The 26,415-nt window shown below is 74.4% G+C and carries 28 protein-coding genes; 26 read left to right on the top strand and 2 right to left on the bottom strand.

The annotated features are described in order from the left end of the window. Positions 1-26: 26 nt before the first annotated feature. From soxR to pyrF, 13 genes are all read left to right on the top strand, one after another. Positions 27-506, top strand: a complete 480-nt coding sequence (gene soxR, locus B5Y66_RS14690) for a redox-sensitive transcriptional activator SoxR (protein WP_079575238.1) — start codon at positions 27-29, stop codon at positions 504-506. Positions 507-601: 95 nt separating this feature from the next. Next, entirely contained in the window at positions 602-1,048 is a 447-nt protein-coding gene (locus tag B5Y66_RS14685; RefSeq protein ID WP_079575237.1) for a type II 3-dehydroquinate dehydratase, read from the top strand. An 84-nt stretch (positions 1,049-1,132) separates the two neighbouring features. Then, positions 1,133-1,882, top strand: coding sequence for a SatD family protein (locus tag B5Y66_RS14680; protein WP_245807134.1), 750 nt, complete (start codon positions 1,133-1,135; stop codon positions 1,880-1,882). Further along, positions 1,879-2,256, top strand: coding sequence for a hypothetical protein (locus B5Y66_RS14675; RefSeq protein ID WP_079575236.1), 378 nt, complete (start codon positions 1,879-1,881; stop codon positions 2,254-2,256). The genes B5Y66_RS14680 and B5Y66_RS14675 overlap by 4 nt, the downstream gene beginning before the upstream one ends. 74 nt (positions 2,257-2,330) lie before the next feature. Continuing rightward, positions 2,331-2,894: an elongation factor P gene (gene efp / locus B5Y66_RS14670; protein WP_079575235.1), complete on the top strand. Its 564-nt coding sequence runs from the start codon at positions 2,331-2,333 to the stop codon at positions 2,892-2,894. 13 nt (positions 2,895-2,907) lie between these two features. After that, positions 2,908-3,324, top strand: a complete 417-nt coding sequence (gene nusB, locus B5Y66_RS14665; protein WP_079575234.1) for a transcription antitermination factor NusB — start codon at positions 2,908-2,910, stop codon at positions 3,322-3,324. A gap of 267 nt (positions 3,325-3,591) precedes the next feature. Further along, the gene (gene pyrR, locus B5Y66_RS14660) at positions 3,592-4,221 is read left to right on the top strand and encodes a bifunctional pyr operon transcriptional regulator/uracil phosphoribosyltransferase PyrR (protein ID WP_407656392.1); all 630 of its coding nucleotides are present in this window, start codon (positions 3,592-3,594) and stop codon (positions 4,219-4,221) included. Beyond that, complete coding sequence (locus tag B5Y66_RS14655) at positions 4,218-5,225, top strand: aspartate carbamoyltransferase catalytic subunit (protein WP_079575232.1); 1,008 nt, start codon at positions 4,218-4,220, stop codon at positions 5,223-5,225. The genes pyrR and B5Y66_RS14655 overlap by 4 nt, the downstream gene beginning before the upstream one ends. After that, complete coding sequence (locus tag B5Y66_RS14650; RefSeq protein WP_079575231.1) at positions 5,222-6,571, top strand: dihydroorotase; 1,350 nt, start codon at positions 5,222-5,224, stop codon at positions 6,569-6,571. The genes B5Y66_RS14655 and B5Y66_RS14650 overlap by 4 nt, the downstream gene beginning before the upstream one ends. Further along, on the top strand, positions 6,568-7,110 hold the full coding sequence (locus tag B5Y66_RS14645; RefSeq protein WP_079575230.1) for a PH-like domain-containing protein: 543 nt from the start codon (positions 6,568-6,570) through the stop codon (positions 7,108-7,110). Before B5Y66_RS14650 ends, B5Y66_RS14645 begins: the two co-directional genes overlap by 4 nt. Further along, the gene (gene carA / locus B5Y66_RS14640; protein WP_217700812.1) at positions 7,107-8,405 is read left to right on the top strand and encodes a glutamine-hydrolyzing carbamoyl-phosphate synthase small subunit; all 1,299 of its coding nucleotides are present in this window, start codon (positions 7,107-7,109) and stop codon (positions 8,403-8,405) included. Before B5Y66_RS14645 ends, carA begins: the two co-directional genes overlap by 4 nt. Next, complete coding sequence (carB, locus tag B5Y66_RS14635; protein ID WP_079575229.1) at positions 8,405-11,779, top strand: carbamoyl-phosphate synthase large subunit; 3,375 nt, start codon at positions 8,405-8,407, stop codon at positions 11,777-11,779. The genes carA and carB overlap by 1 nt, the downstream gene beginning before the upstream one ends. After that, positions 11,776-12,648: an orotidine-5'-phosphate decarboxylase gene (gene pyrF, locus B5Y66_RS14630; RefSeq protein ID WP_079575228.1), complete on the top strand. Its 873-nt coding sequence runs from the start codon at positions 11,776-11,778 to the stop codon at positions 12,646-12,648. The genes carB and pyrF overlap by 4 nt, the downstream gene beginning before the upstream one ends. A gap of 87 nt (positions 12,649-12,735) precedes the next feature. Here the strand turns inward: pyrF and B5Y66_RS14625 are convergent, their stop codons facing one another. Continuing rightward, positions 12,736-13,548 (bottom strand): class I SAM-dependent DNA methyltransferase, encoded by an 813-nt coding sequence (locus tag B5Y66_RS14625; RefSeq protein ID WP_079575227.1) that lies wholly within the window; start codon positions 13,546-13,548, stop codon positions 12,736-12,738. A 207-nt stretch (positions 13,549-13,755) separates the two neighbouring features. Here B5Y66_RS14625 and mihF point away from each other — a divergent pair, with 207 nt between their 5' ends. From mihF to B5Y66_RS14580, 9 genes are all read left to right on the top strand, one after another. Then, positions 13,756-14,067: an integration host factor, actinobacterial type gene (gene mihF / locus B5Y66_RS14620; RefSeq protein ID WP_079575226.1), complete on the top strand. Its 312-nt coding sequence runs from the start codon at positions 13,756-13,758 to the stop codon at positions 14,065-14,067. A gap of 79 nt (positions 14,068-14,146) precedes the next feature. After that, complete coding sequence (gene gmk, locus B5Y66_RS14615; protein WP_245807133.1) at positions 14,147-14,737, top strand: guanylate kinase; 591 nt, start codon at positions 14,147-14,149, stop codon at positions 14,735-14,737. 78 nt (positions 14,738-14,815) lie between these two features. After that, a complete protein-coding gene (gene rpoZ / locus B5Y66_RS14610; RefSeq protein ID WP_079575224.1) occupies positions 14,816-15,133 on the top strand; it encodes a DNA-directed RNA polymerase subunit omega in 318 nt (105 codons plus the stop codon). 44 nt (positions 15,134-15,177) lie between these two features. After that, positions 15,178-16,413 (top strand): bifunctional phosphopantothenoylcysteine decarboxylase/phosphopantothenate--cysteine ligase CoaBC, encoded by a 1,236-nt coding sequence (coaBC, locus tag B5Y66_RS14605; protein WP_079575223.1) that lies wholly within the window; start codon positions 15,178-15,180, stop codon positions 16,411-16,413. Between the two features lie 76 nt (positions 16,414-16,489). Next, on the top strand, positions 16,490-17,707 hold the full coding sequence (gene metK / locus B5Y66_RS14600) for a methionine adenosyltransferase (RefSeq protein WP_079575222.1): 1,218 nt from the start codon (positions 16,490-16,492) through the stop codon (positions 17,705-17,707). 58 nt (positions 17,708-17,765) lie between these two features. Beyond that, a complete protein-coding gene (locus B5Y66_RS14595) occupies positions 17,766-19,973 on the top strand; it encodes a primosomal protein N' (RefSeq protein ID WP_079575221.1) in 2,208 nt (735 codons plus the stop codon). Further along, positions 19,973-20,599 (top strand): HAD family hydrolase, encoded by a 627-nt coding sequence (locus tag B5Y66_RS14590; RefSeq protein ID WP_079575220.1) that lies wholly within the window; start codon positions 19,973-19,975, stop codon positions 20,597-20,599. The genes B5Y66_RS14595 and B5Y66_RS14590 overlap by 1 nt, the downstream gene beginning before the upstream one ends. Positions 20,600-20,660: 61 nt before the next feature. Then, the gene (fmt, locus tag B5Y66_RS14585; protein WP_079575511.1) at positions 20,661-21,635 is read left to right on the top strand and encodes a methionyl-tRNA formyltransferase; all 975 of its coding nucleotides are present in this window, start codon (positions 20,661-20,663) and stop codon (positions 21,633-21,635) included. Next, a complete protein-coding gene (locus tag B5Y66_RS14580; protein ID WP_079575219.1) occupies positions 21,632-23,182 on the top strand; it encodes an RsmB/NOP family class I SAM-dependent RNA methyltransferase in 1,551 nt (516 codons plus the stop codon). Before fmt ends, B5Y66_RS14580 begins: the two co-directional genes overlap by 4 nt. 24 nt (positions 23,183-23,206) lie before the next feature. Here the strand turns inward: B5Y66_RS14580 and B5Y66_RS14575 are convergent, their stop codons facing one another. Further along, positions 23,207-23,749 carry a GNAT family N-acetyltransferase gene (locus B5Y66_RS14575; protein ID WP_176168880.1) on the bottom strand — a complete coding sequence of 181 codons (543 nt, stop codon included), beginning with the start codon at positions 23,747-23,749 and terminating at the stop codon, positions 23,207-23,209. Positions 23,750-23,787: 38 nt separating this feature from the next. Here B5Y66_RS14575 and rpe point away from each other — a divergent pair, with 38 nt between their 5' ends. The 4 genes from rpe to B5Y66_RS14555 all read left to right on the top strand — a co-directional run bounded on the left by rpe (position 23,788) and on the right by B5Y66_RS14555 (position 26,368). Beyond that, entirely contained in the window at positions 23,788-24,450 is a 663-nt protein-coding gene (rpe, locus tag B5Y66_RS14570) for a ribulose-phosphate 3-epimerase (RefSeq protein ID WP_079575217.1), read from the top strand. 142 nt (positions 24,451-24,592) lie between these two features. Beyond that, the gene (locus tag B5Y66_RS14565) at positions 24,593-24,856 is read left to right on the top strand and encodes a phosphoribosyl-ATP diphosphatase (RefSeq protein WP_079575216.1); all 264 of its coding nucleotides are present in this window, start codon (positions 24,593-24,595) and stop codon (positions 24,854-24,856) included. 102 nt (positions 24,857-24,958) lie between these two features. Beyond that, complete coding sequence (gene hisG / locus B5Y66_RS14560) at positions 24,959-25,807, top strand: ATP phosphoribosyltransferase (RefSeq protein WP_079575215.1); 849 nt, start codon at positions 24,959-24,961, stop codon at positions 25,805-25,807. A gap of 72 nt (positions 25,808-25,879) precedes the next feature. After that, positions 25,880-26,368 (top strand): PH domain-containing protein, encoded by a 489-nt coding sequence (locus B5Y66_RS14555; protein WP_079575510.1) that lies wholly within the window; start codon positions 25,880-25,882, stop codon positions 26,366-26,368. The last annotated feature ends 47 nt before the right edge of the window (positions 26,369-26,415 follow it).

The raw sequence follows: 26,415 nt of genomic DNA, 5'->3' as shown, positions 1-26,415 counted from the left end.
AATAGGTCGACGGAAGGACGAGCACCGTGCCGGAGCAGGCGCCCGAGAGGGTCGCGTGGGACCACGTCGAGCTCACCGTGGGGGAGGTGGCCGCGCGCAGCGGCGTCGCCGTTTCCGCGCTCCACTTCTACGAGCGGCGCGGGCTCATCGCCAGCCGTCGCACGTCGGGCAACCAGCGCCGGTACCGGCGCGACGTCCTGCGCCGGGTGTCGTTCATCCGGGTCTCGCAGCGGGTCGGGATCCCGCTCGCGCGGATCGCCGAGGCGCTCGGGACCCTGCCCGCCGACCGCGCGCCGAACGTCCGCGACTGGGAACGCCTGTCCAAGGCCTGGCGCACGGACCTCGACGCGCGGATCGAGCAGCTCGAGCGCCTGCGCGACGACCTCACCGACTGCATCGGTTGCGGGTGCCTGTCCCTGAGCCGGTGCGTGCTGGCCAACCCCCACGACGCGCTCGGCCACGACGGCCCCGGTCCGCGCCGGCTGCTCGTCGACGAGCCGGAGTAGGAGGCGGCCAGGGCGGTCTCGTCCGGCGCGGCCCGGCATGGCCGGCGGGGCGGACGCCGGGGACGCCGGCGCGGGTGCCGCCGTACCCTCGGGCCATGACTCACGTCCTCGTCCTCAACGGTCCCAACCTCGGTCGGCTCGGCGTGCGCGAGCCCGAGATCTACGGCCACGCGTCCATGGCCGACCTCGAGCGCGAGGCCGCGGTCTGGGGGAGCGAGCTGGGTGTCACGGTCGACGTGCGCCAGACGGACGACGAGTCCGAGCTCGTGGGCTGGCTGCACGAGGCGGTCGACGCCCGCGCGCACGTCGTCCTGAACCCGGCGGCGTTCACCCACTACAGCTACGCCCTGCGCGACGCGGCCGCGCAGGTCACGACGTCGGGTCTGCTGCTGGTCGAGGTGCATCTGTCGAACCCGGCCTCGCGGGAGTCGTTCCGGCACTACTCGGTGGTCGCCGGGATCGCGACGGGGACGGTCGCCGGCTTTGGCTTCGACTCCTACCGACTGGCCCTGAGCGCGCTGAAGCACAAGCTGCAGAGCTGAAGAGCGCACCGTCCAGCGTGAGGCCTTGAGGAAAAGCAAGGGCGGAGCGTTGAATTGGGCATCACAAGCGTCTAGCCTTGAGCGATGATCGTCGTGACAGCGGACCAGCGAGGGAGCCGGCGCGGTGTCGACCGCGTGCCCGAGGCCCTCGCGATCGTCGCCGCACGGTCGGCCGCGCGGCCGGGGGTCGTGCTCCCGTTCGACCGCACGGTCGGCGACGAGGTCCAGGGGGTGCTCGACGCCACCGACGACGGCGCCGCGCTCACCGTCGACCTGGTGCTCGAACTCGTGCGGGACGGCGGCTGGTCCGTCGGGATCGGCCTCGGCGGCGTCGTCCGGCCGCTCCCGGCCGCGTCGCGGGCGGCGTCTGGGCCGGCGTTCGTCCGGGCGCGGACCGCCGTTGAGCGGGCGAGGCGGCGTGGGCGGGGGAGCGTGCCCGTCGCCGTGGTGGGCCCGGACGAGGAGCCGCGAGCCACGGTCGCCGCCGACGCGCAGGCGCTGCTGCACCTGTTGGGGGCAGTCGTCGCGCGCCGATCCCCGGCCGGGTGGGAGGCGGTGGATACGCTCGTCGCTCAGCGGGGCCCCGCCCCGCAGCGCGCGTCGGCGGCGGTGCTGAGGGTGAGCGAGCAGGCGGTGAGCCAGCGGCTGCGAGCGGCCCTGTGGGCCGAGGATGCGGCGGTCCGTCCGCTGGCGGCCCGGCTCCTTCGCGCTGCGGGGGCGGAGCCGGTGAGCGATGACGACATGGACGACGCGGACGACGCGGACGGTGTGGACGAGAGGGACGGTGCGGCCGGCGACGGGTCGCGGGACGTCGGGGAGGAGCGGGGACGATGAGCTTCGCGGCGGTGGCGGCAGATGTCGCGGTCTGGGTCGTGGGGCTCGCGGCGAGCGTGGGTGGCGGCGCCGGGCTCGTCCCGTGGGTGTTGCGGCACGCGGAGCGCGAGCCGCAGGTCGCGGCCGAGGCGGTGGCCGTCCTGCGCGGGGGTACCTGGATCGGGCTGCTCGAGCGGCTGTGCGTCACGGGGTCCCTGCTCGCCGGCTACCCGGAGGGCGTCGCCGTGGTCGTCGCGGTGAAGGGGCTCGGGCGGTTCCCGGAGCTGCGCGAGCACCCCGTCGCCAGCGAGCGGTTCGTGGTCGGCACGCTGGCGTCGCTCGCGTGGTCGGCGGCGCTCGGTATCGCGGGACACACGCTGCTCGGGGCGCTGTAGAATGTCCCGGGCCCTCTGCGGCCCGGAACGTCGACATCTGCTCCGTACCCCGACCCCGAGGACGAACAAGAATCGTGGCTACCTCCAACGACATCAAGAACGGCACCGTGCTCCGCATCGACGGTCAGCTCTGGACGATCATCGAGTTCCAGCACGTCAAGCCGGGCAAGGGTGGCGCGTTCGTCCGCACCAAGATGAAGAACGTCCTGTCGGGCAAGGTCGTCGACAAGACCTTCAACGCGGGCACCAAGGTCGAGACCGCGAGCGTGGACCGTCGCGACTTCCAGTACCTGTACATGGACGGCGCCGACTACGTGTTCATGGACACCGACACCTACGACCAGATCACCGTGCCCGCCGCCACGGTCGGCGACGCGAGCAACTACATGCTCGAGGGCATGAACATCATGGTCGCGTCGAACGACGGCACCCCGCTGTACGTCGAGCTCCCGTCGTCCGTGGTCCTCGAGATCACCTACACGGAGCCGGGCCTGCAGGGCGACCGTTCCACCGGCGGCACCAAGCCCGCCACCCTCGAGACGGGCGCGGAGATCCAGGTCCCGCTGTTCCTCGAGCAGGGCACCAAGGTCAAGGTCGACACGCGTGACGGGTCGTACCTCGGCCGCGTGAACGACTGACGGGCCCGCTGACATGGGCGCACGGACCAAGGCGCGCAAGCGCGCCGTCGACATCCTCTTCGAGGCGGAGCAGCGCGGGCTGGACCCGCAGGTGCTGGTCGCCGACCGCGTGATCGAGCCGCACACCGAGGCGGCGGTGCCGCAGTACACGGTCGACCTCGTCGAGGGTGTCGTCACGCACCGCGAGCGGATCGACGAGCTGCTGGCCACCTACTCGCAGGGGTGGACGGTGGACCGCATGCCCGCGGTCGACCGCGCGCTGCTGCGCATCGGCACCTGGGAGCTGCTGTACAACGACGACGTCCCCGACGCCGTCGCGGTGGACGAGGCGGTCGACCTCGCAGGCCAGCTCTCGACGGACGACTCGCCGTCGTTCGTCAACGGCCTCCTGGGTCGCCTCGTCGACATCAAGCCGACGCTGCTGATCTGACGCTGCTCCGCACCGGCTCACCGCACAGGCGGCTGCCCGCACACCCGGCCGGGTGCGCGGGCAGCCGCCTGTGCTGCGTCGGGGGCGTGGCGGGGATGTGACGCACGCCGCGCCCGCATCGTGAGCAGCCCTTCGGGCCCGACGGCGCGCACGGGATACAGTGGGCGATGTCGGTAACGGCACCTCTGGACACCGGTTCACGGGGCGTCGGGATCGACGACAGACACCCTTTAACACCGTCCCGTGAGGCGGAGAAGGAGGTCGCCAGTGACTGCTGGCACCGGTATGCCCGGAACACCTGACCCGCGCGACGTCCCCGAGGGGACCGTCGTGCTCGGCGCGAGCGACGTCGCCCGCGCCCTCACCCGCATCGCGCACGAGATCGTCGAGCGCGCCAAGGGTGCCCAGGACGTCGTCCTGCTCGGCATCCCCACCCGCGGGGTCACTCTCGCCGCCCGCCTCGCGCAGCGGCTCGCGAGCATCGACCCGGCGTTCGACCCCGAGCGCGACCTCGGCGAGCTCGACGTCACCATGTACCGCGACGACCTGCGTCGTCAGCCCACCCGCGCCGTCGGCGTCACCCGGCTGCCCGCCGCGGGGATCGAGGGCAAGACCCTCGTCCTCGTCGACGACGTCCTCTTCTCCGGACGGACGATCCGCGCGGCGCTCGACGCCATCGGTGATCTCGGCCGGCCGCAGGCCGTGCGCCTCGCGTGCCTCGTGGACCGGGGCCACCGCGAGCTGCCCATCCGCCCGGACTTCGTCGGCAAGAACCTCCCCACCGCGCAGAGCGAGCGCGTGCGCGTGCTGCTCGCGGAGGTCGACGGCACCGACGCTGTGGTGATCAGCGGGCGCGAGCCCGGAGCTGTCGTCCCGGGCGAGGGGGGCGAGCGATGAAGCACCTGCTCTCCACCGCCGACCTCGCCAAGGACGAGGCGATCGAGCTCCTGGACACCGCCGCGCAGATGGCCGCGACGCAGTCCCGCGAGATCAAGAAGCTCCCGACGCTGCGCGGCCGCACCGTGGTCAACCTCTTCTTCGAGGACTCCACCCGCACCCGCATCTCGTTCGAGACGGCCGCCAAGCGGCTGTCGGCGGACGTCATCAACTTCTCGGCCAAGGGGTCGAGCGTCTCCAAGGGCGAGTCCCTCAAGGACACGGCGCTCACCCTGCACGCCATGGGGGCCGACGCCGTGGTGGTGCGCCACTGGGCGTCGGGTGCCCCCTACCAGCTCGCGCACGCGGGCTGGCTCGATGCGGCAGTGCTCAACGCCGGCGACGGCACCCACATGCACCCGACGCAGGCGCTGCTCGATGCGTACACGATCCGCCGGCACCTCGGCGGCCACGGCGGCGGCCTGCGCCGCGGCGGGGACGACGGCGTCGGTGCGGACCTTGTCGGCGTCAAGGTCGCGATCGTGGGCGACGTCCTGCACTCGCGCGTCGCGCGGGCGAACGTGTGGCTGTTGCGCACGCTCGGCGCGGAGGTGACGCTGGTCGCGCCGCCCACGCTGCTCCCGATCGGGGTCGAGGCCTGGCCGTGCCGCACGTCCTACGACCTGGACGCCACCCTCGCCGACTGGCAGCCCGACGCCGTGATGATGCTGCGGGTGCAGCGCGAGCGGATGTCAGGCGGCGCGGGCGCGTTCTTCCCGAGCCCGCTGGAGTACACCCGCTACTTCGGCCTCGACGCCCGCCGCTTGGCCGTGCTGCCGGCGCACTCGATCGTCATGCATCCCGGACCGATGAACCGGGGTCTGGAGATCTCCGCCGAGGCGGCGGACTCCGACCGCGCCGTCATCGTGGAGCAGGTCGCGAACGGGGTCGCGGTGCGCATGGCCGCGCTCTACCTGCTGCTGTCCGGCTCCACCACGCCCGCCACCGAAGGGACCGCCCTGTGACCACCACCTATGTACTCCGCGGACCCCGACCCCTGGGCGGCGAGCCCGCCGACGTCGTCCTCGCGGACGGCGTGATCACCCAGATCGCCGCTCCCGGGACGGCCGACGTGCCGGACGGGTCGGACGTCGTCGAGGTCGCCGCCGACGGGTACGTGCTGCTGCCCGGCCTGGTCGACCTGCACACCCACCTGCGCGAGCCGGGCCGCGAGGACGCCGAGACGGTCGCGTCCGGCACGCGTGCCGCGGCCGCGGGCGGCTTCACCGCCGTGCACGCCATGGCGAACACGTCGCCGGTCGCGGACACCGCGGGCGTCGTCGAGCAGGTCTGGCGCCTCGGCCAGGAGGCGGGCTGGGTGGACGTGCACCCGGTCGGCGCGGTGACGGTCGGCCTGGGCGGGGAGCGCCTCGCGGAGCTCGGCGCGATGGCCGACTCGGCCGCCCACGTGCGCGTCTTCTCCGACGACGGCAAGTGCGTGCACGACCCGATCCTCATGCGCCGCGCGCTGGAGTACGTCAAGGCGTTCGACGGCGTCGTCGCGCAGCACGCGCAGGAACCGCGCCTCACCGAGGGCGCCCAGATGAACGAGGGCGTCGTCTCGGCGGAGATCGGCCTGGCCGGCTGGCCCGCGGTCGCCGAGGAGGCGATCATCGCCCGCGACGTGCTGCTCGCCGAGCACGTCGGCTCGCGCCTGCACGTGTGCCACCTGTCGACCGCCGGGTCGGTGGAGATCGTCCGCTGGGCCAAGGGCCGCGGCATCGACGTCACCGCCGAGGTGACGCCGCACCACCTGATCCTCACGGACGAGCTGGCGCGCACCTACGACCCGACGTTCAAGGTGAACCCGCCGCTGCGCACGGCCGCCGACGTGGAGGCCGTGCGCGAGGGCCTCGCCGACGGGACCATCGACATCGTCGCCACCGACCATGCTCCGCACACCCGCGAGGACAAGGACTGCGAGTGGGGCGCCGCCGCGTTCGGCATGACCGGGCTGGAGACGGCCCTGTCGGTCGTGCAGTCCACGATGGTCGACACCGGCCGCCTGACCTGGTCCGACGTCGCGCGCGTCCTGTCCGCCAACCCCGCGCGGATCGGGCGGATCGACGGCACGCAGGGACGTCCGGTCGCCGTCGGCGAGCCGGCCAACCTCACGCTCGTCGACCCCGCCGCGACCCGCACCGTGGACGGCCGGGCGCAGGCTACGGCGAGCGGCAACACGCCGTTCGCCGGCCGTGAGCTGCCCGGGCGCGTCGTCGCGACCTTCCTGCGCGGGCGCGCGACCGTCCTCGACGGCGCCCCGGTGCAGGCCCCGACGGGATCGACCGCCGTGGGCGGAGGCGTGCGATGAACCTGCCCATGCCCGTCGCGGTGGGGATATGGGTCGTGATCGGCGTCCTGCTGCTGCTCGTGATCCTCACCGGCCGGCGCCGGCTCGCCGCCCGCACCCGCGACACGGTGCCCGTCCCGCCCGCCGTGCCCGAGGAGCTCGGCGCCCTGCGCCTGGGCCCTCTCGACGCCACCTACGTCTCCTCGACCCTCGCGGGCGACTGGCTGGCCCGCGTCGGCGCGCACCACCTCGGGGACCGCTCCACCGCCCACGTGTCCGTGCACGACGCCGGCGTCCTGGTCGAGCGTGACGGCGCACCCGACGTGTTCGCGCCGGTGGCCGCGCTGCGCGGCGTCGGCCTCGCCCCCGGCATGGCCGGCAAGTACGTCGGCGCCGACGGCCTGGTCGTCGTCACCTGGGAGGACCCGGAGGCGGACGGCGTGCCCGCGGTCGCCCTCGACACCGGCCTGCGCACGCGCCACGCGCCCGACCGCTCCCGCCTGGTCGACGCCGTGCGCCACCTCATGACCTCCGCCCCCGCACCGAAGGACGAGCAGTGACCTCCAGCTCCCTCCCCAGCACCGCCCCGAGCGCCGCCGCGGCTCCCGCCGCCGACGTGGCGCTCCTCGTCCTCGAGGACGGCACGGTCGCCCGCGGACGCGCCTACGGCGCCCGCGGGGCGACCTTCGGCGAGATCGTCTTCTCCACCGGCATGACCGGCTACCAGGAGACCCTCACCGACCCCTCGTACCACCGGCAGATCGTCGTGATGACGGCGCCCCACGTGGGCAACACGGGCGTCAACGACGAGGACCCGGAGTCGGGCAAGATCTGGGTCTCCGGCTACGTGCTGCGCGACCCCGCCCGCCGCGTGTCCTCCTGGCGCGCCGACCGGTCCCTCGAGGACGAGCTCGTCGCCCAGGGCGTCGTGGGCATCAGCGAGGTCGACACCCGCAAGCTCACCCGCCACCTGCGCGAGCTCGGCGTCATGCGCGCCGGCGTCTTCTCCGGCGACGCGCTCGTGCGCGACGGGCTGGCGCGCCCGGTCGCGGAGCTGGTCGCGCAGGTGCAGGCGTCCCCGGCCATGGCCGGGGCCAACCTGGCGCCGGAGGTGACGACCACGGAGGCCTACGTCGTCGAGCCGGCCGGCACGTTCGCCGGCGCGGAGCCGGTCGCGACCGTCGTCGCGGTCGACCTCGGGATCAAGGCGATGACGCCGGCCCGGCTCGCCGAGCGAGGGGTGCGCGTGCACGTGGTGCCGCAGTCCGCGACGATCGACGACGTCGAGGCCCTGCTGCCCGTCGACGGTTCGCCCGCCGGCGTGTTCTTCTCCAACGGCCCCGGCGACCCGTCGTCGGCCGGCCACGAGATCGAGCTCCTGCGGGGCGTGCTGGACCGGGGGATCCCGTTCTTCGGCATCTGCTTCGGCAACCAGCTGCTGGGCCGGGCCCTCGGCTACGGCACCTACAAGCTCGGGTACGGCCACCGCGGCATCAACCAGCCCGTGATGGACCGCACGACGAACAAGGTCGAGGTCACGGCGCACAACCACGGGTTCGCCGTCGACGCCCCCGTCGACGCGGTGTCCACCGCCCCGTACGACGCCGAGCGCACCGACGGGCGCGCGTACGGACGCGTCATCGTGTCGCACGTGGGCCTCAACGACCGCGTGGTCGAAGGGCTGACGGCGCTCGACGTGCCCGCCTTCTCCGTGCAGTACCACCCCGAGGCCGCCGCCGGCCCGCACGACAGCGCCTACCTGTTCGACCGCTTCGTCGAGCTCATGACCACCCGTGAGCCCGTGACCGTCCCCGCCGAGGCGATCCACGCCCTCGCCGGCGAGAAGGAGAACTGATGCCCCGCCGTTCCGACCTCTCCTCCGTCCTGGTCATCGGCTCCGGCCCGATCGTCATCGGCCAGGCCTGCGAGTTCGACTACTCCGGCACGCAGGCCTGCCGCGTGCTCAAGGAGGAGGGCCTGCGCGTCATCCTCGTGAACTCGAACCCGGCCACGATCATGACCGACCCGGAGTTCGCCGACGCCACCTACGTCGAGCCGATCACCACCGAGGTGCTCACGACGATCATCGCGAAGGAGCGCCCGGACGCCCTGCTGCCCACCCTCGGCGGGCAGACGGCCCTCAACGCCGCCATCGCCCTGGACGAGGCCGGCGTGCTCGCGAAGTACGACGTCGAGCTCATCGGCGCGAACATCCCCGCCATCCAGAAGGGCGAGGACCGCCAGCAGTTCAAGGACGTCGTCGCCAAGTGCGGCGGGGAGTCCGCCCGCTCCGTCATCGTGCACACCGTCGAGGAGGCCGTCTCCGCGGCCGCCGACCTCGGTTACCCGATGGTCGTGCGCCCGTCCTTCACCATGGGCGGCCTCGGCTCCGGCTTCGCCTACGACGAGCCCGAGCTGCGCCGCATCGTCGGCCAGGGCCTGCACTACTCGCCGACCACCGAGGTGCTCCTGGAGGAGTCGATCCTCGGCTGGAAGGAGTACGAGCTCGAGCTGATGCGCGACAAGGACGACAACGTCGTGGTCGTCTGCTCGATCGAGAACGTCGACCCGGTCGGCGTGCACACCGGCGACTCCGTGACCGTCGCGCCCGCGATGACGCTCACCGACCGCGAGTACCAGAGGCTGCGCGACATCGGCATCGCCGTCATCCGCGAGGTCGGCGTCGACACCGGCGGCTGCAACATCCAGTTCGCGGTCGACCCGGACACCGGGCGCATCATCGTCATCGAGATGAACCCGCGCGTCTCGCGCTCCTCGGCCCTCGCGTCCAAGGCGACCGGCTTCCCGATCGCGAAGATCGCCGCGAAGCTCGCCGTCGGCTACACGCTCGACGAGATCCCGAACGACATCACGCGCGTCACCCCGGCCAGCTTCGAGCCCACGCTCGACTACGTCGTCGTCAAGGTGCCCCGCTTCGCCTTCGAGAAGTTCCCGGCCGCGGACCCGACGCTGACCACGACCATGAAGTCGGTCGGCGAGGCGATGGCCCTCGGGCGCAACTTCACCGAGGCGCTCGGCAAGGCGCTGCGCTCCATCGACAAGGGCGGCGTCACGTTCCACTGGGACGGCGCCGCGCCGTCCGGGGCGGACCTCGACCAGCTCCTCGTCGAGATCGTGCGGCCCACCGAGCACCGCATGGTCGGCGTCCAGCAGGCCCTGCGCGCCGTCGTCGCCGGGCACACCACCCTCGAGGCCGTCTTCGACGCCACGAAGATCGACCCCTGGTTCCTCGACCAGATCCTGCTCATGAACGAGGTCGCCGCCGAGGTGGCCGCCAGCGCGACCCTCACCGAGGACGTGCTGCGCCGCGCCAAGCGGCACGGCCTGTCCGACGGGCAGGTCGCTCGCCTGCGCGGCATGGGCCCCGCGGGGGAGGCCACCGTCCGCGAGGTGCGGTACGCGCTCGGCGTCCGGCCCGTCTACAAGACGGTCGACACCTGCGCCGCCGAGTTCGCCGCCAGCACGCCGTACCACTACTCGTCCTACGACGAGGAGACCGAGGTGGCGCCCCGCGACCGCGAGGCCGTCATCATCCTGGGCTCCGGCCCGAACCGGATCGGCCAGGGCATCGAGTTCGACTACTCGTGCGTGCACGCCGCACTGACGCTCTCCGAGCGGTACGACACCATCATGGTCAACTGCAACCCCGAGACGGTCTCGACGGACTACGACACGTCCGACCGCCTGTACTTCGAGCCCCTCACCTTCGAGGACGTGCTCGAGGTCTACGCGGCCGAGCTCGCCGCCGGTCCCGTCAAGGGCGTCATCGTGCAGCTCGGCGGACAGACGCCGCTCGCGCTCGCACAGCGGCTCGCAGACGCGGGCGTGCCGATCCTCGGCACCTCGCCCGAGGCGATCGACGCCGCCGAGGACCGCGGCATCTTCGGGCAGGTCCTGCTCGACGCCGGCTTGCCGGCCCCCGCGTTCGGTACGGCCCGCTCCCTCGGGCAGGCCCGCGAGGTCGCCGAGACCATCGGCTACCCGGTGCTGGTCCGCCCGTCGTACGTGCTGGGCGGGCGCGGCATGGAGATCGTGTACTCCGTCGAGCAGCTCACCGAGTACGTCGAGCGGGCGCTCGAGGCGGCCGCCGCGGACGAGCGCACGGCGGGCGGGCTGCTGCCGGCGCCGCTGCTCATCGACCGCTTCCTCGACGACGCCATGGAGATCGACGTCGACGCCCTGTACGACGGCGAGGAGATGTTCCTCGGCGGCGTCATGGAGCACATCGAGGAGGCGGGGATCCACTCCGGCGACTCGGCGTGCGTGCTGCCGCCGGTGTCGCTGTCCGCCTCGGAGATCGAGCGGATCCGCCGCTCGACCGAGGCGATCGCGAAGGGCGTCGGCGTGCGCGGCCTGCTCAACGTGCAGTACGCGCTCGTCTCGGACGTCCTGTACGTGCTCGAGGCCAACCCGCGCGCGTCGCGGACCGTCCCGTTCGTGTCGAAGGCGACGGGCACCTCGCTCGCCAAGGCCGCGGCCCGGGTGATGGTGGGGGAGTCGATCGCGGATCTGCGCGCCGAGGGCGTGCTTCCCGCCGACGGCGACGGCGGCACGCTGGACCTCGGCGCGCCGCTGGCCGTCAAGGAGGCCGTGCTGCCGTTCAAGCGGTTCCGCACCGCCGAGGGGCAGGTCGTGGACACCGTGCTCGGCCCGGAGATGCGCTCCACGGGCGAGGTCATGGGCTTCGACAAGGACTTCCCGCACGCGTTCGCGAAGTCGCAGGCGGCCGCGTTCGGCGGGCTGCCCACGACGGGCCGGGTGTTCGTGTCAGTCGCCGACCGGGACAAGCGCTCGATCGTCTTCCCGGTGAAGCGGCTCGCGGAGCTGGGCTTCGAGGTGCTCGCGACCTCCGGGACGGCGCAGGTGCTGCGCCGCAACGGCATCGGCAGCACGGTGGTCCGCAAGTTCTCCGAGGGCCGCGGCGCGGACGGGGAGCCGACGATCGTCGACCTCATCAGCGACGGCGAGGTGGACCTCGTGGTCAACTCGCCGTCGGGCCAGGGCGCGCGCGCCGACGGCTACGAGATCCGGGCGGCCACGACGGCGGCCGACAAGCCGATGATCACGACGGTGGACCAGCTCGCCGCGGCGGTGCAGGGTATCGAGGCGGTGCGCGGCGGCCCGTTCGACGTCGCGAGCCTGCAGGAGCACACGGCCGCCACGCGCGAGCGCCTCGGTGCCGGTTCGACGGCGTCGGTGCCGGCATGAGCGCGCCGCGGGCCGCGGGGGGCCGGGTGCCGTTCGGCGCGCGGCTCGCGGCGGCCATGGACGCCCACGGGCCCCTGTGCGTGGGCATCGACCCCCACGCGTCGCTGCTCGACGCGTGGGGGCTGGGCGACGATGCCGCCGGGGTGCGGGAGTTCGGGCTGCGCGTCGTGGACGCGCTCGGTGGGCGGGTGGCGGCGTTCAAGCCGCAGGCTGCGTTCTTCGAGCGACACGGGTCGGCCGGCGTCGCCGCGCTGGAGGACGTGATCGCCGCGTCCCGCGCCGTGGGCACGCTGACGGTCGTCGACGCCAAGCGCGGCGACATCGGCTCGACGATGGGCGCGTACGCGGACGCCTTCCTGGCGGACGGCTCGCCGCTCGCCGGGGACGCCGTGACGGTGTCGCCGTACCTGGGCTTCGGCTCGCTCGCGCCCGCGGCCGAGCTCGCCGCGCGCACGGGCCGGGGGATCTTCGTGCTGTGCCTCACGTCCAACAAGGAGGGGCACGAGGTGCAGCACGCCGTCGGGCCCGACGGCGTGAGCGTCGCCGCCGCGGTCGCCGCGCAGGCGGCGGTGCTGAATGCGGGGGCGGAGCCGATGGGCTCGGTCGGCCTCGTCGTGGGCGCCACCGTCGGGGACGCCGCGCTCGAGACCGGCACGGACCTCGTGGCGGTCAACGGCCCGCTGCTCGCCCCGGGCGTGGGCGCGCAGGGCGCGGGGGAGCGGGAGCTCGCCGCGGTCTTCGGCGCCGCGCGCCGTCACGTCCTGGCGTCGTCGTCCCGCGGCGTCCTCGCTGCGGGCCCGGACGCCGACGGGCTCCGTGCCGCCGCGGCCGCCGCCGCCGCGGACGCGCGGGCTGCGCTGCGAGCCTGAGGACAGGGCACGAGCAGAGGGCACGAGCAGGAGGGCCGCACCCGACCGGGTGCGGCCCTCCTGCTCGTCCGCGCGCGGGCGCGCCCGTCAGCTGGCCGGCGGCACCTGCCAGACGGAGACGTGCCGCTCGCTCTCGGCCGTGAAGGGGGTGCGGTCCCAGTCCTCCCACCGGTGGGTCAGGCGCATCCCGGCGATACGGGCCATGAGGTCGAGCTCGGCCGGCCACACGTACCGGAACGGCAGCGAGCGGAACCGCCCTGTGCCGTCGGGACCGACGGTCACGTGGTTCGAGGTGAACCCTTGTGTCACCACGTCGAGGCGGTCGAAGCCCACGTACCCGCCGCCCGCCCCGTCGGGCGCGACCGTGTAGGGCACGGTGTCCTGACCGGGCGGCAGCCTGCGCAGCGGCGGCACACCGACCTCGACGACGAAGTGCCCGCCCGGGCGCAGGTGTGCGGCCGCGGTGCGGAAGCAGTCGACCTGCCCGTCCTGCGTCGTGACGTTCCCGATCGTGTTGAAGACGAGGTAGGCGACGGCGAACTCCCCGGGCACGCGGGTCCGGGTCATGTCCCCGATGGTCACGGTCACCCGCTCGCCGCCGGGCTTGCCCGCGATGCGCGCCGCCATCGCCCGCGAGAGCTCGATGCCGGAGGTCGGCACCCCGCGCAGCGCGAGCGGCGCGGCGACGCGACCGGTGCCGACGGCCAGCTCGAGGGCGGCACCGTCCCCGGCGAGGTCGGCGAGCACGTCGACGGTGCGCGCGACGACCGCCTCGTCGAACTCGCGGTCGGTGGAGGAGTCGTAGGAGGCGGCGACGCTCTCGGGGAACCAGCCGTCGTGGGCGGCGTCCGCCACGGTCTTGTCGGGGGTGGTCCGGGCGGAGGTGTCGTCGGTCGGCATGCGCCGAACGTAGGCTGCCACGCACCCGGGCGGGGAGGCCTTTTTGCCGCACGCACGCGACCTGCGACGATGTGCTGACCCGAATGCCGCTTTCCTCCCGGTCGATCGCCGACTCGCCCCGCGCTACGGATTGCCGCCTTCGCAGGTCGTGGCTACTTTCGAGGGAGCAGTTCCTCATCAAGCGGACCGACAGAGTAGGTGACTTGCGTGGCTCTCCCCCCTCTCACCCCGGAACAGCGTGCTGCGGCCCTGGAAAAAGCGGCCGAGGCTCGGCGCGTCCGCGCGGAGATCAAGAACCGGTTGAAGTACTCCCAGGGCTCCCTCAAGGACGTGATCGAGAAGGGGCAGAAGGACGACGTCGTGGGCAAGCTCAAGGTCGTCTCGCTGCTCGAGTCGCTCCCGGGGGTCGGTAAGGTGAAGGCCCGGGCGATCATGGAGGAGATCGGGATCGCCGAGACCCGCCGTGTCCGTGGCCTCGGGCCGCACCAGGCTTCGGCGCTCATCGAGAGGTTTGGCTGACATTTCCGCACCACCCGCCGGCAGTCCGGCACCGCACGAACCTTCCGTCACCGCCCCCGTCGGCGCGGCCGCGGAGCCGGTGCCGGCCCGGCTGACCGTGCTCGCCGGGCCCACGGCCGTGGGCAAGGGCACCGTCTCGGCCGACATCCGCGCGCGCTACCCGCAGGTGTGGTTGTCGGTCTCGGCGACGACCCGACCCGCACGTCCGGGCGAGGTGCACGGCGTGCACTACCTGTTCGTCTCGCCCGACGAGTTCGACCGGATGGTCGCCGAGGGCGAGATGCTCGAGTGGGCGGTCGTGCACGGCCGGCACCGGTACGGCACGCCGCGCGGGCCGGTCGAGGAGCATCTCGCGGCCGGTGTGCCGACGCTCCTGGAGATCGACCTGCAGGGGGCGCGGCAGGTGCGGGAGGCCGTGACGTCGAGGGGCCTGGCGGCGCAGTTCGTCTTCCTCGCCCCGCCGAGCTTCGACGAGCTCGTGCGGCGGCTGGTCGGCCGGGGCACGGAGGACGCCGAGGAACGGGAGCGGCGCCTGCGCACCGCGCGGACCGAGCTCGCGGCGGAGCCCGAGTTCGACGTGACGATCGTCAACGGCGATGTCACGCACGCCACGGACGAGCTCGCACGCGTGATGGGCGTGACGTCGCCGGCGCCACAGGTCACGGGGTGAACGCAGGTAGGATGGGCTGCTGACCCCCTGACGTCTCGTCACCCACACCGTCACCGAACTTTGTCTGGAGTGTGACCCATGGCCGGAACCGTGGCCCAGCCCATCGGCATCACCGACCCGCCGATCGACGAGCTGCTCGAGCGCACCGACTCGAAGTACGGCCTCGTGCTGTACGCGTCCCAGCGCGCGCGCCAGATCAACGCCTACTACTCGCAGCTCAACGAGGGCCTGCTGGAGAACGTGGGCCCGCTGGTGGAGACCCGCAACCAGGAGAAGCCGCTCTCCATCGCCATGCGCGAGATCAACGCCGGCCTCCTCGTGTCCACGCCGGTCGAGGAGAAGCCCGCGGACGCCGCGGAGCCGGTCGCCGAGCCCGGCGACGAGATCACCTTCTGACGGCCCCTGCGGCCTGATGACCCTCGGGACGAAGTAGACCCGCGATGAGGATCCTGCTGGGCGTCAGTGGTGGCATCGCCGCGTACAAGGCGGTGCTGCTGCTGCGCCTGCTGCGCGAGGAGGGGCACGCGGTCCGCGTGATCCCGACGGCGTCGGCCCTGCGGTTCGTCGGCGCGCCGACGTTCGAGGCCCTGTCCGGCGAGCCCGTCACGGACGAGGTGTTCGAGGACGTCGCGCACGTGCCGCACGTCGCGCTCGGGCAGGGCGCCGACCTCGTGGTCGTCGCCCCCGCGACGGCGGACCTCCTCGCCCGGGCGGCGGGCGGCCGCGCCGACGACCTCCTCACCTCGACGCTCCTCACCGCGCGGTGCCCGGTCGTGATGGCACCCGCGATGCACACCGAGATGTGGGAGCACCCCGCCACCCGCGCCAACGTGGCGACGCTGCGCGCACGTGGCGTCACGGTGATCGAGCCGGAGAGCGGTCGTCTCACCGGTGCCGACACCGGGCCGGGCCGGCTGCCCGAGCCGGAGGAGATCGCTCGCGTGGCCCTCGCTGCCGCGGCCTCGGACGTCGGCGACCCGCGGCACGGCGACCTGGCGGGCCGCACCGTCGTCGTGTCCGCCGGCGGCACACGCGAGCCCATCGACCCGGTGCGCTTCATCGGCAACCGGTCCAGCGGCCGACAGGGCGCGGCGCTGGCCGAGGCCGCCCGCGCGCGCGGCGCCGACGTGACGCTCGTGGCGGCCAACCTCGACGCCGCCGTGTGCGCCGCCGCGCTGGCCGCGGGGGTCGTCGTCGTCCCGGTGGAGACCACCGCCGAGCTGCGGGACGCCGTGCGCGCCGCGGCCGCGGCATCGGACGTCGTCGTCATGGCCGCTGCCGTCGCGGACTTCCGGCCGACGGACGTCCCCGACGCGAAGATCAAGAAGGTGCCCGGCGCGGGCCCGGACCCGATCGCCCTCGTGGAGAACCCGGACGTGCTCGCGGAGCTGGCCGCCGACCGGCTGCGGCCCGGGCAGCTCGTCGTCGGCTTCGCCGCCGAGACGGGCGACGCCGACGGATCGGTGCTCGACCACGGGCGCCGCAAGGCCCGGCGCAAGGGCGCGGACCTCCTCGCGGTCAACGCTGTGGGAGCCGGGCGCGGGTTCGGTGCCCCGACCAACGCCGTCACCGTGCTCGACGGGCAGGGGGATGTCGTGGCGGAGGCGTCCGGTACCAAGCGTGCCGTCGCCGACGCGATCTGGGACGCCGTGGCCAAGACGTTGCCCGCCATCTGAGATTCACCCCAGCATGTGAGACATTCCCTGCCCCGGAGACCTGGTCAGGCGGCCTGCTGCCCGTAGGCTGTGCGGCATGACCGATGCGCTGCGCCTCTTCACGTCCGAGTCCGTGACCGAGGGCCACCCGGACAAGGTGTGCGACCAGATCTCCGACGCCATCCTGGACGCGCTCCTCGCGCAGGACCCGCGTTCCCGCGTCGCCGTGGAGACGATGGTGACGACGGGCCTCGTGCACGTCGCCGGCGAGGTCACCACGGATGCGTACGTCGAGATCCCGCAGATCGTGCGCGAGGTCGTGCGGCGGATCGGGTACACCTCCTCGGCGATCGGCTTCGACGGCGACTCCTGCGGCGTGTCCGTGTCGATCGGGCAGCAGTCGCCCGACATCGCCCAGGGCGTCGACAAGAGCCTCGAGGACCGCGACGACGCGTCGGGCCCGGGGATCTCGCGCGACCCGCTGGACGCGCAGGGGGCGGGCGACCAGGGCCTGATGTTCGGGTACGCGACGGACGAGACGCCGGAGCTGATGCCCCTGCCGATCTGGACCTCGCACCGGCTGGCGGAGCGGCTCGCGGCCGTGCGGCGCTCGGGCGAGCTGCCCGGTCTGCGCCCCGACGGCAAGACGCAGGTGACGGTCGCCTACGACGGCGACCGCCCGGTGCGCATCGACACGGTGGTGCTCTCGACCCAGCACGACGCCGACATCGTGCAGGAGAAGCTGCAGCGCGAGGTGGCCGATCAGGTGATCGCCCCTGTCCTCGCGCAGATCGCCGAGCAGACCGGCGTCGAGACGGCGGACGCGCGTCTCATCGTCAACCCGACGGGCAAGTTCGTCGTCGGCGGCCCGCAGGGCGACGCCGGGCTCACGGGCCGCAAGATCATCGTCGACACCTACGGCGGCATGGCCCGCCACGGCGGCGGCGCGTTCTCCGGCAAGGACCCGTCGAAGGTCGACCGGTCCGCCGCGTACGCGATGCGCTGGGTGGCGAAGAACGTGGTCGCGGCCGGGCTGGCGCGCCGCTGCGAGGTGCAGGTGGCGTACGCGATCGGCAAGGCGCACCCGGTGGGCCTGTACGTCGAGACGTTCGGCACCGAGTCCGTGCCCACGGAGCGCATCGCGGCCGCCATCGAGGCGGTCTTCGACCTGCGCCCGGCGGCGATCATCCGCGACCTCGACCTGCTGCGCCCCGTGTACGCGGCGACGGCCACCTACGGCCACTTCGGGCGCGACCTGCCCGGGTTCACCTGGGAGCGCACCGACCGCGTGGACGCCCTGCGGGCCGCCGTCTGACCTGGCGGGCACGCCTCGGGTGCCCCGCGCCGTCGGCGGCGCATGATGGGATGAGCCCGTGACCGACACCCCCGAGCCCGAGCAGCCCGCGCTGCTCGGGCTCGACGACGTGCCCGCCCCGCGCACGTCGGGCGCGAAGCGGCGGAACGGCGGGCGCAAGGCGGCCCTGGGGGCGACGCCGGTCGCCGACGAGCTGCCCGTCGCCCGGGTGGTGCTGGACCTGCAGCCGGCGCACCTGGACCGCCCGTACGACTACCTCGTGCCCGCCCCCATGTCCGACGACGCGCGGCCGGGGGTGCGCGTGCGCGCGAGGTTCGGGCCGCAGGAGGTGTCGGGGTACGTCGTGGAGCGTCGGGAGACGTCCGACCACGAAGGCCGCCTCGTGCCCTTGAAGCGGGTCGTCTCCGCCGACCCCGTGCTGTCGGAGCCGGTGCTGCGGCTCGCCCGCGCGGTCGCCGACCGGTACGCCGGCACCCTTGCCGACGTGCTGCGGCTGGCCGTGCCGCCCCGGCACGCCCGGGTCGAGAAGGAGGTGCTCGCCGTCCTCGCCGAGGCCGCCGCGCAGGAGGAGCCGGTCGACCCCGCCGCGGGGTCCGAGCCCTCCACGGACGACGCCGGCGACGGTAGCGCGACGCCGCCCGCGGACGGCGCCACGTCGGCCTGGGCGTCCTACCTCGGCGGCGAGGCGTTCTGCCGCCACCTCCTGGCAGGGCAGGCCCCGCGCGCCGTCTGGACCCCGCTGCCGGGCCTTGCACCCCCGGTCGGGGACGGACCCGCGCACGTGCCGCACTGGGCCGCCGCCGTCGCGCAGGCGGCCCGCGCGACCGTCGCGGGCGGGCGCCGCGTCCTCGTCGTCGCCCCTGACGCCCGCGACGTCGAGCGCACGGTCACCGCTCTCGCCGAGGCCGGGGTCGACGACGTCGTGCGGCTCCTCGCCGACGACGGTCCAGCCCCGCGCTACCGCGCCTTCCTGCGGGCGAGGCACGGCCTCGCGGACGTCGTGGTCGGGACACGGGCCGCCATGTTCGCGCCCGTGCCCGACCTCGGGCTCGTCGTGCTGTGGGGGGACGGCGAGGACACCCTCGCCGAGCCGCACGCGCCCTACCCGCACGCCCGCGACGTGCTCGCGCTGCGCAGCGACCTCGAGGACGCCGCCTTCCTCCTCGCGTCCCCGGGGCGCACGGTCCAGGCGCAGGCGCTGCTCGCCTCGGGGTGGGCGCGCGAGATCGCGGCCCCCCGGGACGTGCTCCGCGTCCGTGCGCCCCGCGTCCGGGCCCTCACCTCCGTCGAGCTGGCCGCCGAAGGCCCGGGGGCGGCGGCCCGGCTGCCCACCGCCGCCTGGCGCGCGGCCCGGGACGGCCTCGCGCGCGGCCCCGTGCTGGTGCAGGTGCCCCGGACCGGCTACCTGCCCGTCGTCGCCTGCGCCCGGTGCCGCACCGCCGCACGCTGCGGCGCCTGCCACGGCCCCCTCGGCATGACGCGCACCGGATCCGCGCCCCAGTGCTCCTGGTGCGGCCGCCTCGCCGGCGGGTGGCGCTGCGAGGAGTGCGGTGACACCCGGGTGCGCGCCGTCCGCGTCGGCTCCGACCGCACCGCCGAGGAGCTCGGCCGCGCGTTCGCCGGCACCCCCGTGCGCGTGTCCGCGTCCTCGGCGCCCGGGGGAGTGCTCGACCGTGTCGGGCCCGAGCCGGCGCTCGTCGTGGCCACCCCGGGCGCCGAACCGGTGGCGGACGGCGGCTACGCCGTCGCGCTCCTGCTGGACGCCGCGGTGGCCACCGCGGGCACCGGGCTCGCCACCGCGACCGAGGCCCTGCACCGCTGGCTCGCCGCCGCGGCTCTCGTGCACCCCGCCCGTGCCGGGGGACAGGTGCTCCTCGTCGGGGACGCCGCGCCCGCCCCGACCGGCGCCCTCGTGCGCTACGACCCCGCCGGCCTCGCCGACCGTGAGCTCGTCGAGCGCCGCGAGCTCGCGCTGCCGCCCGCGGTCCGCGTCGCCGCGGTCACGGGCGACCGGGGCGCGGTGGACGCCGTCGTGGGGCGGCTCTCCCTCGCCGGCCCCGACAGCGTCCTCGGACCCGTCGAGCAGCCCGACGCCGACCCGCGCCGCGCGTCCACGCTCGAACCCCAGGTGCGCACCGTGCTGCGCGTCCCCCTCGCCCAGGGCGGCGAGCTCGCCGCGCAGCTGCGCGGATCCCTCGCGGTGCGGTCGGCGCGACGTGAGGGTGGCTCCGTCCGTGTGCAGGTGGACCCCAAGGAGATGCTCTGATGACCGACAGCAGCCAGCCCGTCGACACCGTGGTGTACGACTTCGGCAACGTCCTCGTCGCCTGGGACCCGTACGGCGCGTTCCCCCGGCGCTCCCGGGCGGAGGTCGACGCCTGGATGGCGGAGATCGACTTCCCCGCCTTCAACCACGCCCAGGACGCCGGCCGTAGTTGGGCCGACGCCCGTGCGAGCCTCACGGATCGCCCCCATCCGCTGCTCCTCCTGGACGAGTACGTCGCCGGCTTCGACGGCACCCTCACGGGCCCCGTGGAGGGGTCGGCGGAGCTCGTCGAGGAGCTGCGCGCCGCTGACGTCCGTCTCCTGGGGCTCACCAACTGGTCCGCCGAGCTGTTCGCGCACGCCGCCACGGCCGCGCCCGCCACGGCGCGCATGGAGCAGGTGGTCGTCTCCGGCCGAGTGGGCCTGGCCAAGCCCGACCCCGCGATCTTCCGGCACCTCGCCGCCACGCACGACGTCGACCCCGCCCGCGCCGTCTTCGTCGACGACAGCCCCGCCAACGTCGCCGCCGCCGCCAGCCTGGGGTTCCACGCCGTCCGCTTCACCGGCACGCCCACGCTGCGCACAGCGCTGCGCGCACGAGGTCTTCCGGTGGCCCCGCCGGAGTGACACCGGCCGGCCCGGTCTCCGGCCCGGTCTCCGACCCCCGGCGCCCGACTACGATCGGGTGGTGCGCCTGCTCTTCGCCGGAACCCCCGAACCCGCCGTCCCGTCCCTGCGCGTCCTCCTGGCGTCCCGTCACGAGGTCGTCGCCGTCCTGACCCGGGCGGACGCCCCCGCCGGGCGCGGCCGCCGCGTCGTGCCGAACCCGGTCCGTCTCGCGGCCGAGGAGGCCGGGATCCCGGTCCTCACCGAGCGACCGCGGGGGGAGGAGTTCCTCGCCCGGCTGCGGGAGCTCGACGTCGACGCCGCGCCCGTCGTCGCCTACGGGCACCTGCTGCGCCCCGACGTGCTCGCCATCCCCCGGCTCGGCTGGGTCAACCTCCACTTCTCGGTGCTGCCCGCCTGGCGCGGCGCCGCCCCCGTGCAGCACGCCGTCCTCGCCGGCGACGAGGTCACCGGGGCCACCACGTTCCTGCTCGACGAGGGCATGGACACCGGCCCCGTGCTCGGCACCGCCACCGAGACCATCCGACCCCGCGACACCTCGGGCGATCTCCTCGGCCGACTGGCCACCAGCGGCGCCGACCTGCTCGTCGCGACCCTGGACGCCCTCGAGGACGGCACCCTCGCCCCTCAGCCGCAGCCCGCCGACGGCGCGTCCCTCGCCCCCAAGGTCACGACCGACGACGCCCGCGTCCGCTGGGACGACCCCGCCCTCGCCGTCGACCGCCGCGTGCGCGCCGTCACCCCCGCCCCGGGGGCGTGGACCACCCTGCCGCCCACGTCCGGACCCGACGCCGCCCCCGGCGCCCGCCTCGGCATCGGCCCCGTCACGCCGCGCCCCGACGTCACCGACCTCGCCCCCGGCCAGGTGCGCGCCGGCAAGAAGGAGGTCCTCGTCGGGACCGCCACGCACGCCGTCGCCCTCGGGCAGGTGCAGCCCGTCGGCAAGAAGCCCATGGCTGCCGCCGACTGGGCACGCGGCGCCCGCGGCCTGTTCACCGGGGACGCCGACCTGCGTCTCGGGCAGGACGCCCGATGAGCGCCGACGGCCGCGAGCGCGGCCCGCGCCGGGACGACCACCGCGACAGCAAGGGCCGCCAACGCGGCGGTGCCCGCGCCCGGGGGGAGACGCAGCGCAGCGCCCAGGCACCCGGCGAGCGCCGCCGCCGCACCGACCCGGCGCGCACCGCCGCCTACGACGTGCTGCGACAGGTGGACGGCTCGGACGCGTACGCCAACCTCGTCCTGCCGCCCCTGCTGCGCGAGCGCCGCATCGCGGGCCGCGACGCCGCGTTCGCCACCGAGCTCGCGTACGGCACGCTGCGCCTGCGCGGCCGCTACGACGCGATCCTTGCGCGCTGCGTCTCGCGCCCCCTCGACCAGCTCGACCCGGAGGTGCTCGACGTCCTCCGTCTCGGTGCCCACCAGGTCCTGGGCATGCGGGTCCCCGCCCACGCTGCCGTCTCCGAGACGGTCGCCCTCGCCCGCGACCGCGTGGGCGCCGGGCCCGCCCAGATGGTCAACGCCGTCCTGCGCGCCGTCGGCCGCACTCCGCTCGACGGCTGGCTCGCGACCCTCACCGACGAGGCGCCCGACGCCGTCACCGGGCTCGCCACGGTCGGGTCGCACCCCGTGTGGATCACGCGGGCCCTGCGGGAGGCGCTCGTGGGCCACGGACGCAGCCCCGACGAGATCGCCGACCTGCTCGACGCCGACAACACCGCCCCCCGGGTCACCCTCGTCGCGCGGCCAGGGCTCGCCGGGCCCGACGTGCTCCAGCAGCAGGCCGAGGACACCGACGTGCGTCTGGAGCCGGGGCACTGGGCTCCCACCGCGCTCGTCCTCGCCGGGGGGAGCGACCCCGCCGGGCTGGCCGCCGTCGCCGACGCCCGGGCGGGCGTGCAGGACGAGGGCTCCCAGCTCGTGACCCTCGCGCTCGCGGGCGCCCCGCTCGACGGCGCCGACGCGCGCTGGCTCGACCTGTGCGCCGGTCCGGGCGGGAAGGCCGCGCTGCTCGCCGCACTGGCGGGGGAGCGGGGCGCCTCGCTCGTCGCCAACGAGCTGCAGCCGCACCGCGCGCGCTTGGTGGAGCGGGCACTGCGCGCCGTGCCCGAGGGCGTGGTGGAGCGGGTGCGCACGGGCGACGGCCGCGAGGTCGGCGCGGATGAGCCGGCCGCCTACGACCGGGTGCTGGTCGACGCACCGTGCACCGGGCTCGGTGCCCTGCGTCGTCGTCCCGAGTCCCGGTGGCGTCGTACCCCGGCCGACCTGGGCACGCTGAGCGCGCTCCAGCGTGAGCTGCTGGGGTCGGCGCTCGACGCGGTGCGCCCGGGCGGCGTCGTGGCCTACGTGACGTGCTCGCCCCACCTGGCGGAGACGCGGCTGGTGGTGGACGACGTGCTGCGCCGTCGCGACGACGCCGAGCGGATGGACGCGCGCGCTGCGGTGCGGGCCGTGCTCGTGCCGGGCGCCGACCTCGACCTCGGGGCCGCCGACGGCGGGGCGCACGGACTGGACGTGCAGCTCTGGCCGCACGCGCACGGCACGGACGCGATGCACCTCACGCTGCTGCGCCGCACCCGCTGACGCCGGCTGCCGGCGCCTCGCGGGTCAGGCGAGGGTGCGCTGCAGCAGCATCGTGCTGACGGTGCGGCCGTGCTTCACGCCGACGTCGCGCAGCACGCCCGCCACCTCGAAGCCCAGCCGGCGGTGCAGCGGCAGCGAGCCGGCCGCGGCGGGGTCGTCGGCCACGACGGCGACGACCTGCCGCACTCCGGCCAGGGCGCACGCGTCGAGCAGTGCCGAGAGGAGCCGGGTGCCGACGCCTCGCCCCTGGACGGCGGGGGCGAGGTAGATCGTGTTCTCCACCGTGTAGCGGTACGCGGCCTTGGGGCGCCACGGTGCGGCGTACGCATACCCGACCACGGCGCCGTCGAGCTCGGCCACGAGGAACGGCAGGCCGCGGGCGTCGAGGTCGGCGAGGCGCTGCCGCCAGGCGGTGGCGTCGGGGGCCTGCTCGTCGAACGTGACGGCCGTGCTTGTCACGTACGGCTCGAGGATCGAGGCGATCGTCGGCAGGTCGTCGGCGACGGCGGCACGCACGAGCGGGCCCGGTGTCGTCGTCGGGCCCGTGGGGGAGGGGAGCGGTGGCACGGGGCGAGCGTAGTGGCTGCCGCGCCTACGCTGGGCGCATGCCTGCGCTGATCAACCCGAGCATCCTGTCCGCCGACTTCGCGAACCTCGAACGCGACCTGGGGGCCATCGCCACTGCCGACTACGCGCACGTGGACGTCATGGACAACCACTTCGTGCCGAACCTCACGCTCGGCCTGCCGATCTTCGAGCGTCTCGCCCAGGTGTCGCCGGTGCCGCTCGACGCGCACCTGATGATCGACGACCCGGACCGCTGGGCGCCGGCGTACGCGGAGGCGGGGGCGGCGTCGGTGACGTTCCATGCGGAGGCCGCGGCTGCGCCGGTGCGCCTCGCGCGCGAGCTGCGGCGGCTGGGTGCCCGGGCGGGGGTGGCGCTGCGGCCGGCGACCCCGGTGGAGCCGTTCCTCGACCTCCTGCCGGAGGTCGACATGATCCTCGTCATGACGGTCGAGCCGGGCTTCGGCGGTCAGTCCTTCATCGACGGCACGCTGCCGAAGATCCGGCGCGCCCGCCAGGCGGTGGGGGAGTCGGGGCTGGACGTGTGGATCCAGGTCGACGGGGGAGTGTCGCGGGACACGATCGAGCGCGCCGCTGACGCTGGGGCGAACGTCTTCGTGGCGGGCTCGGCGGTCTACGGGGCGGACGACGTCCCCGGGGAGATCGCCGCCCTGCGGGACCTGGCATCGACGCACACGCACTGAGAACGCGCGGGCGGGACCGTCTCTCTCGTCTGCTCTTCTCTCGGAAAAATAGTGTGCCAAGCGTCCTGAACGGGTGGGACTCACCGTCCCGAGGACCGGAACCCTGCCCAGAACCCCGGGTCCCGGCGTCTAGGCTGGGCGGGTGAAGACGTTCGACTCCCTGTTCGCCGAGCTGACCGAGAAGGCCACCACCCGTCCCGCCGGGTCGGGGACCGTGGCCGAGCTGGACGCCGGCGTGCACGCGATCGGCAAGAAGATCGTGGAAGAGGCCGCCGAGGTCTGGATGGCCGCCGAGCACGAGACCGACGAGGCCGCCGCGGAGGAGATCTCCCAGCTGCTGTACCACCTGCAGGTGCTCATGCTGGCCAAGGGTCTGACGCTCGAGGACGTGTACGCGCATCTGTGAGCGCCCGGGCCGGGGCCGTACCACCTGGTGCGGCCCCGCTCGTCCGTTGCGCGCGCCCTGACGCCCGTCACGCCCCGACCTGATCAGAACGAGGTAACCGCAGTGCTCCGCATCGCCGTCCCCAACAAGGGATCCCTGTCCGTCCCGGCCTCCGACATGCTGCGCGAGGCGGGCTACCGCCAGCGGCGCGACACCCGCGAGCTCGTGCTCGCCGACCCGGACAACGGGGCCGAATTCTTCTTCCTGCGCCCGCGTGACGTCGCGGTCTACGTGGGGTCCGGCACCGTCGACGTCGGCATCACCGGCCGGGACCTGATGCTCGACTCGGAGGCCGACGCCGTCGAGCACCTCCCGCTGGGCTTCGCCGCGTCCACGTTCCGCTTCGCGGCGCCCGCGGGCACGATCACGGACGTCGAGCAGATCGCGGGGCGCAGGGTGGCGTCGTCGTACGACACCCTGGTCCGTTCGTATCTCCGGGAGCGGGGGATCGAGCCGGCGGCGGTGGTGCACCTGGACGGCGCGGTGGAGAGCTCCGTGCGCCTCGGGGTGGCGGACGTCATCGCCGATGTCGTCGAGACGGGCACGACGCTGCGCGCGGCCGGGCTCGAGGTCTTCGGTGAGCCGATCCTGCGCTCCGAGGCGCTGCTCATCCGCCGCAGCGACGTGGGGGAGCCCGCCGGCCTCGATGTCCTCACGCGCCGGCTGCAGGGCGTGATCACGGCGCACGAGTACGTGCTCATGGACTACGACGTGCCGATCGAGCTCGTCGACGCAGCCGTCGCGGTGACGCCCGGCTTCGAGTCGCCGACCGTGTCGCCGCTGCACAACGGCGAGTCGGCGGCAGTGCGGTCGATGGTCAAGCGGAGCGAGACCAACCGCGTGATGGACGCGTTGTACGAGGTGGGGGCGCGAGGCATCATCGTGACCTCCATCCACGCCAGCCGGCTCTGAGACCGTGCCGTCGGGCCGCCTGCCCGGCACCCGCCCTGTCGAGCGAGGACTGACAGTGGCAGCGTGGTGGGCATGAGGGACCCCCGAGTGCCGCGCGACGGCGTCGGCGCCGGGCCGGCGGCCGACCGGTTCCGCACGTTCCGGCCGCTCTGGGGGCAGGTCTCCGCCTGGTTCGTCTGGGTCGTCGCCGCCGTGGGCAGCGTGGTGGTGGGGCTGGCCGCGAACGGTCCGCTCGGTGCCGCCGCCGTGAACAAGGCGTCGTTCGTCGCCTTCGCCCTCGCCGTCACGTGGCTCCTGTGGCGCCTCGGCGGAGTGCACGCGGTGCCCTCGCCGGAGGGCCTGCGGGTGCGCAACCTCATCCGGTCGAGGACCCTCGCGTGGCCCGAGGTCGTCGAGGTGCGCATGGGCCCGAACGACCCGTGGGTGCGGCTCGATCTCGCCGACGGCGGCACCATCGCCGTGATGGGGATCCAGCGGGCCGACGGGGAGCGCGGCATGGCCGAGGCCCGGCGGCTGCGAGCCCTCGTGGTGAGCCTCGGTGAGGCACCCGACCGCACCTGACCGGCGCATCCGGGGACGCGAACGCCCGCGAGCCGTGCGGCTCGCGG

The sequence above is a fragment of the Krasilnikoviella flava genome (assembly GCF_900167525.1).
GTDB lineage: Bacteria > Actinomycetota > Actinomycetes > Actinomycetales > Cellulomonadaceae > Isoptericola > Isoptericola flavus.
This window is presented reverse-complemented; position numbering and strand designations above follow the sequence as displayed.

What these genes read in the sequence shown, in the direction of transcription:
- B5Y66_RS14685 (WP_079575237.1), top strand. Translation starts at nt 602, where the DNA reads ATGACTCACGTCCTCGTCCTCAACGGTCCCAACCTCGGTCGGCTCGGC.
- B5Y66_RS14680 (WP_245807134.1), top strand. Translation starts at nt 1,133, where the DNA reads ATGATCGTCGTGACAGCGGACCAGCGAGGGAGCCGGCGCGGTGTCGAC.
- B5Y66_RS14675 (WP_079575236.1), top strand. Translation starts at nt 1,879, where the DNA reads ATGAGCTTCGCGGCGGTGGCGGCAGATGTCGCGGTCTGGGTCGTGGGG.
- nusB (WP_079575234.1), top strand. Translation starts at nt 2,908, where the DNA reads ATGGGCGCACGGACCAAGGCGCGCAAGCGCGCCGTCGACATCCTCTTC.
- B5Y66_RS14655 (WP_079575232.1), top strand. Translation starts at nt 4,218, where the DNA reads ATGAAGCACCTGCTCTCCACCGCCGACCTCGCCAAGGACGAGGCGATC.
- B5Y66_RS14645 (WP_079575230.1), top strand. Translation starts at nt 6,568, where the DNA reads ATGAACCTGCCCATGCCCGTCGCGGTGGGGATATGGGTCGTGATCGGC.
- carB (WP_079575229.1), top strand. Translation starts at nt 8,405, where the DNA reads ATGCCCCGCCGTTCCGACCTCTCCTCCGTCCTGGTCATCGGCTCCGGC.
- pyrF (WP_079575228.1), top strand. Translation starts at nt 11,776, where the DNA reads ATGAGCGCGCCGCGGGCCGCGGGGGGCCGGGTGCCGTTCGGCGCGCGG.
- B5Y66_RS14625 (WP_079575227.1), bottom strand. Translation starts at nt 13,548, where the DNA reads ATGCCGACCGACGACACCTCCGCCCGGACCACCCCCGACAAGACCGTG.
- rpoZ (WP_079575224.1), top strand. Translation starts at nt 14,816, where the DNA reads ATGGCCGGAACCGTGGCCCAGCCCATCGGCATCACCGACCCGCCGATC.
- coaBC (WP_079575223.1), top strand. Translation starts at nt 15,178, where the DNA reads ATGAGGATCCTGCTGGGCGTCAGTGGTGGCATCGCCGCGTACAAGGCG.
- metK (WP_079575222.1), top strand. Translation starts at nt 16,490, where the DNA reads ATGACCGATGCGCTGCGCCTCTTCACGTCCGAGTCCGTGACCGAGGGC.
- B5Y66_RS14590 (WP_079575220.1), top strand. Translation starts at nt 19,973, where the DNA reads ATGACCGACAGCAGCCAGCCCGTCGACACCGTGGTGTACGACTTCGGC.
- B5Y66_RS14580 (WP_079575219.1), top strand. Translation starts at nt 21,632, where the DNA reads ATGAGCGCCGACGGCCGCGAGCGCGGCCCGCGCCGGGACGACCACCGC.
- rpe (WP_079575217.1), top strand. Translation starts at nt 23,788, where the DNA reads ATGCCTGCGCTGATCAACCCGAGCATCCTGTCCGCCGACTTCGCGAAC.
- B5Y66_RS14555 (WP_079575510.1), top strand. Translation starts at nt 25,880, where the DNA reads ATGAGGGACCCCCGAGTGCCGCGCGACGGCGTCGGCGCCGGGCCGGCG.